This window comes from Pseudescherichia vulneris (assembly GCF_902164725.1).
Taxonomy (GTDB): Bacteria; Pseudomonadota; Gammaproteobacteria; order Enterobacterales; family Enterobacteriaceae; genus Pseudescherichia; species Pseudescherichia vulneris.
In genome coordinates, this window is sequence record NZ_LR607338.1 from 1,607,820 (window position 1) to 1,613,267 (window position 5,448).

The following is a 5,448-nucleotide window of genomic DNA, read 5'->3' on the forward strand; positions in this document are numbered from 1 at the left end:
GCCAACCGTAAACCGGATCGTCAAGCCGGAATTTACTCACCTTCGGCTTATTGCTGGCTACGACGGCATCGCCCCGGACGCAGCGGCCAGCAGCGTGGGTAAAGTGCGCGAGGTTGACCCAACAGCGGTCGGGCAGAGCGACGGGCGCAACTACGGTATGATCTTTAGCGGTCAAATCGACTCAACGCAGACCGGAAGAGAGGAGGATAAGCTCGCCACCTGGGTGCAGATTAAGGCAGCGGACAGTATCAAAGCGCTTATTACCACCACCACCGCACAGACACTGTCAGCGGGCTACACGCTGGCAGATTATAACCGCCTACTCATGAAGGATTGGTCCATCGAGGGCATTACGGAGGGGCTGACGCCAAAAATGCCCGGTACGGTCTATCCGCGTGGCCGGGTGCTGTTTGGCATGACCCGGCATCTGATGGATAACCTGGCCGCCCAGTGCAACGCCACCTGGCAGTTCGTGGATGGCAAGCGGCAGATGGTTGCCGATCGTGAGTACGTGCATGAGGCTATCCTGTTGAGCAGTGCTACCGGGCTGATTGGCTCCCCGACGGCGATTGATGACGGCATAAAGGTGAAGGTGCTGATTAACCCCAATATCCGCCTGTTAGGATTGGTGCAGCTTGACCAGCGCATACCTTATCCGCCTGTGTCGAACGGCGTCTATAGCGTGCGCGAGATTATCTATACCGGCGACACCCGGGGCCAGCAGTGGTACATGGAGATGGTCTGCAGGCCGCCTGGCGTAGAGGATCCGTCTCCGAACAAGACGCCGCCAGCCAGCGCTTAGCTAATGATAAACAGCCCGCCGCCCGGCGGGTTTTTGCTTTCTGGAGCTTATCCTATGTCCATATCAGATCAGACCCGCAGCGGCGACCTCTCCGACGCCTTTAAATCCGAGCGGGAGAGCATCAAAAACCAGCTCCGCGTCGCCATGCCGGGCATTATTCAATCTTTCAATCCTGACGCCGTCACCGCGGTGGTGCAGCCCGCCATTCGCTATGTGCATATTGATATCGACGGCAGGCGGACAACGCAAAACTATCCTCTGCTGGTGGACGTACCGGTGGCGTTTCCCCGCGGTGGCGGCTGCACCCTGACCTTTCCGGTCAGGCCCGGCGACGAGTGCGAGCTGATTTTTAACGATCGCTGCATCGATTTCTGGTGGCAGAGCGGCGGCGTACAGGAGCCGGTAGACGATCGCATGCACGATCTTTCTGATGCGATCTGCTTTGTTGGTCCCATGTCGCAGGCGCAAAAGATCGGCAATATCAGCACCCGTGCTGCACAGCTGCGCACCGACGATGGCGCGGCGTTCGTCGAGGTGGCAGCCGGCCATGACATCACCCTTACCACGCCTGGGACGCTTACCGCTACCGCGCAGGGGGGCACCATCGTGACCTCACCGACTATCACCCTTAACGGCAACGTCACGATCAACGGCAGCCTGTCGCAGGGAATGGGGGCCGCAGGCGGTACGGCAACGCTGCTGGGCCCCGTCACGGTATCTAACGATGTGAAGGCAGGAGGGAAAAGCCTGATGACGCACACCCACAGCGGGGTGCAGACCGGCGGCGGCAACACGGGAGGACCCAACTAATGCAGTACCGACAGGAAAATAGTGACGGCGACTACACCTTCGGCAGCGGTGATGACACCTGGCTCGTCAATTCACCGGAGGCGGTGGCGCATGCGGTTAAAACCCGCTTTATGCTCTGGTATGGAGAGTGGTTTCTTGATGTCACCGAGGGAACCCCATGGATCCAGTCCGTGCTGGGCAAGCAGAGCCCGGACATCTACAGCCTGGCCATTCGCCAGCGCATACTGGAAACCCAGGGCGTAAGCGCCATTCAGGCGTTCGATACCACCCTCAACACCTCATCCCGCCGCGTGATATTCACCGCGACAATTGACACCCGCTACGGGATCACCACCGTTACAAGCGAGGCATAATGGCACTTAATCTCGACACGCTGGGGTTATCCGCGAGGGTAACTGACCAGGGGATCAGCGCGCCTGATTATCAGGCAATTCTCGCTGACATTACCGGCTACTTTCAGCAGATCTACGGTACGGATGCGTACCTGGAACCTGATAGCAAAGATGGGCAGATGGTAGCGCTTGTCGCACTGGCGGTACACGATGCCAACAACACGGCTATTCAGGTCTATAACTCCTTCTCGCCAGCCACCGCCATGAGCGATGCCCTGACGCGTAACGTTAAAATTAACGGGATCGTACGTAAGGCGGCTACCCACTCGACGGTGGACGTTAAGCTCACTGGTCAAACGGGAACCACGATTACTAACGGTTCCGTCAAGGATACCCGGGGCGTTACCTGGTCTCTACCCGCCAGCGTCACCATTGGCAGCGGCAGAGCCGTGACCGTCACCGCTACCTGTGCGATCGCCGGGGCTGTGGAGGCGCTAGCGGGCAGCATCACCCGCATCGCCACCCCCACGCTGGGCTGGTTTACGGTATCGAACGCTATGTCGGCCACGCCTGGCGTTGAGGCAGAGCGGGACGCACAGATCCGCATCCGCCAGGCGCAGAGCGTGGCCATTTCATCCATTACCCCCTTCGAGGCGCTGGAGGGAGCGATTGCTAACGTGGCTGGGGTGACTCGCCATAAGCTGTATGAAAACGATACCGGCGTAGCGGATAGCAACGGGCTGCCGGCGCACTCTCTGTCGGCGATCGTTGATGGGGGTGACGTGACGGCGATTGCGCAGACCCTGCGCGGCAAGAAGGGGCAGGGGGTCAGCACGTTCGGATCGACTTCGGTTACCGTTGCCGATCTCTACGGCAACCCGCACGTTATCCGCTTCTCGCGTTCAACCAACGTGCCCATTTACGCGGCGATAACGCTAAGCGTCTTTCCGGGCTACACCACTCAAGTAGGGGAGCAGATTAAACAGGCTATCGCCGACTACGTTAACAGCCTGAGCATTGGCGATGACGTGCTGCTGAGCCGTGTTTACTCCCCGGCTAACCTCGGCGTCGTCAGCGGAGGGAGCAGCCGGTTTTACGACATCAATTCGCTGCGGATTGGCCGATCGGCCACCGGCGTGGCGGCAGCGAATATTGCCATTGCCTATAACGAATCGGCCTCGTGCAGCGCGGCCAATATCGCGATAACGGTGGCGTCATGAGTAAATACACCGAATTCATCACCAACTATCACGCTACCCGGCCTCGGTTTGTGAACCATATCGACCTCAGTACCCGACCGCTGATTGACACCTCGGCTGCGGTCGCAGGCCTGATTGAGGCGTTTGACATTGACCAGGCGACCGGCGCGCAGCTCGATATTCTGGGGCTGTGGATCGGCAGGTCGCGGCAGGTTAGCGAGCCGATATCCGGGGTCTATTTCTGCTGGGATACCGATGGCTTAGGGTATGAGCAGGGCGTATGGCAAGGACCCTACGATCCCGATGCGGGCTACACCACCCTTAGCGATGAGACCTACCGCATCATTCTGAAGGCCAAAATCGCCATTAACAGCTGGGATGGGCAGAACGACTCCCTGCCCGCCATTCTTGATGCGGCCACCGCTGGCTCCGGGCTGCGGATGCAGATTGTTGATAACCAGGATATGACCATCGCGGTATGGGTTTTTCCAGAGACCGATATAGCAGACGTCTCGCTGGAGCTTATTGCCGCTATCAAACAGGGATACTTAACCGTCAAGGCCGCCGGCGTCTGGGCTGGCGATATTTTGACACCATCCATTCTCACACCATCCGTAGGCTCGACATTTTTCGGCTTCGACATGGATAACGACTATATCGTCGGCTTCGATAGCGGCGCATGGGGAGTAAAACTCTAATGGCAACAAATGACTTTAAGCCCTTCGCAACAGGGGCAGGTGCTAACGTAACGGCGCAGGCAGAGTGGGCATCGCTCCCGGCGCTGTTTACCGGTTTCCAATCTGGCAAAGCCTCCAGCGCCCAGGTGAATAAAGCGATTCGCCAGGCCAGCTTTATTTCGGCGGCTCTGGCGCAGTACGTCGCCAATAAAACCGGGCAGGACGTGCTGGACGACGGCGACATGGCTGGGTTCATCGCCAAGCTGGTGAGCGGCCTGGGAAAAGATTTCCAGCCCGCAGACGCCACGCTGACCAATCTTAGCGGTAAGTCAGTGTCCGGGCTTCTCGCATACCTTGGTTTAGGGGAAGGCTCTGCGTTGCCGGTTGGTGTCCCCATTCCTTGGTTGTCTGCGACGCCACCAATCGGATGGCTTAAATGCAACGGAGCTGCGTTCACAGCCGCTCAATATCCTAAACTGGCGCTGGCCTACCCGGTGCTTAGATTACCTGATTTGCGTGGAGAGTTTATCCGTGGCTGGGATGACGGGCGCGGAGTTGATAGTGATCGGGGTCTATTATCATTTCAACAAGCTACAGGGATCAGGACTGCTGCACTGGACTATTTTGGAGTTGATGAGACAACAACAGGAGGAACTATTGGTACACCATTCGTTTCTGCTGATTCAGTTGCGCACCAGCAGCCGATTGGCGCACGAATTCCCTCAAATGGTGGGGAGCTTGGTGTAATTTTAACGGATAACAGTATGTCTGCTACGCAGATACCGGCTGCATTAAGTACCCCTTATGGTGCCTGGATAACGTTACGCCCGCGTAACATTGCGTTTAACTATATTGTGAGGGCAGCGTAATGGCGACTGCAAAATTAAACAGCGATTTTATAGCCACTGTTGCCGGTGATATGACTGTGTTCAATTATGATGGTGAAACGCGGGAGTATTTATCATCATCTAAAGAATATTTGCCCGTTGGTGTCGGCCTACCGGCTAACTCATGCTCAGACGCTCCGGGAAAAAGCAAAATGGGCTTTGCCATTAGCCGGACGGTTAATTCTACCTCGTGGGAATACGTGCCCGATCATCGTGGTGAAACGGTGTATAGCACCAAATCAGGCGAAGCTATAACAATTTATCTGCTTGGCGAATACCCGATAAACACCACCAAACTGGCTCCTGCCACACCATATGATACATGGAATACTAATGAGTGGGTGACGGATGCAGAAGCGCAGCACGCAGCCGATGTGGAAAAAGCAGAGCAAAAACAATCGGCATTACTGGCTGAGGCGCAAAAAACGATTAGCCTATGGCAAACAGAGCTGCAGTTAGACATTATCAGTGATAAAGATAAAGTCAGCTTGATACTCTGGCTGACCTATATTAAAGAATTGCAATCACTAGATCCTGACGCCGTACCAAATATTAAATGGCCTATTCCTCCGGTTTCTCAGGCTACTTAATAAAAGGGGCCGTGGACACGTTCACGGCTTTAATTTCACGTTAATAATTCATCCACGCAGACAATTCTGCTTTTGCTTCCTCGCTGATATCTTCAAGTGCCAGTTCAACGTGCCAGTCAGCTGTTACCTCATCAACCCAGCCGGGTTTACC

Annotated in this window: 7 protein-coding genes; all 7 read left to right on the forward strand. The window is 56.2% G+C overall.

Annotated elements, in window-relative coordinates; translation table 11 throughout:
- Positions 1-802 (forward strand): baseplate hub protein (locus tag FN633_RS06670; RefSeq protein WP_243731481.1); only part of this gene is annotated, 802 nt, incomplete at its 5' end.
- Between the two features lie 54 nt (positions 803-856).
- Positions 857-1,612, forward strand: coding sequence for a Gp138 family membrane-puncturing spike protein (locus FN633_RS06675; RefSeq protein WP_154057178.1), 756 nt, complete (start codon positions 857-859; stop codon positions 1,610-1,612).
- Positions 1,612-1,965, forward strand: coding sequence for a contractile injection system sheath initiator (locus FN633_RS06680; RefSeq protein ID WP_154057179.1), 354 nt, complete (start codon positions 1,612-1,614; stop codon positions 1,963-1,965). Before FN633_RS06675 ends, FN633_RS06680 begins: the two co-directional genes overlap by 1 nt.
- A complete protein-coding gene (locus tag FN633_RS06685; RefSeq protein WP_154057180.1) occupies positions 1,965-3,164 on the forward strand; it encodes a baseplate J/gp47 family protein in 1,200 nt (399 codons plus the stop codon). Before FN633_RS06680 ends, FN633_RS06685 begins: the two co-directional genes overlap by 1 nt.
- On the forward strand, positions 3,161-3,841 hold the full coding sequence (locus tag FN633_RS06690; RefSeq protein WP_154057181.1) for a baseplate wedge 1 family protein: 681 nt from the start codon (positions 3,161-3,163) through the stop codon (positions 3,839-3,841). Before FN633_RS06685 ends, FN633_RS06690 begins: the two co-directional genes overlap by 4 nt.
- Positions 3,841-4,689, forward strand: coding sequence for a tail fiber protein (locus FN633_RS06695; RefSeq protein WP_154057182.1), 849 nt, complete (start codon positions 3,841-3,843; stop codon positions 4,687-4,689). Before FN633_RS06690 ends, FN633_RS06695 begins: the two co-directional genes overlap by 1 nt.
- Positions 4,689-5,297, forward strand: coding sequence for a tail fiber assembly protein (locus FN633_RS06700; RefSeq protein WP_154057183.1), 609 nt, complete (start codon positions 4,689-4,691; stop codon positions 5,295-5,297). The genes FN633_RS06695 and FN633_RS06700 overlap by 1 nt, the downstream gene beginning before the upstream one ends.
- The last annotated feature ends 151 nt before the right edge of the window (positions 5,298-5,448 follow it).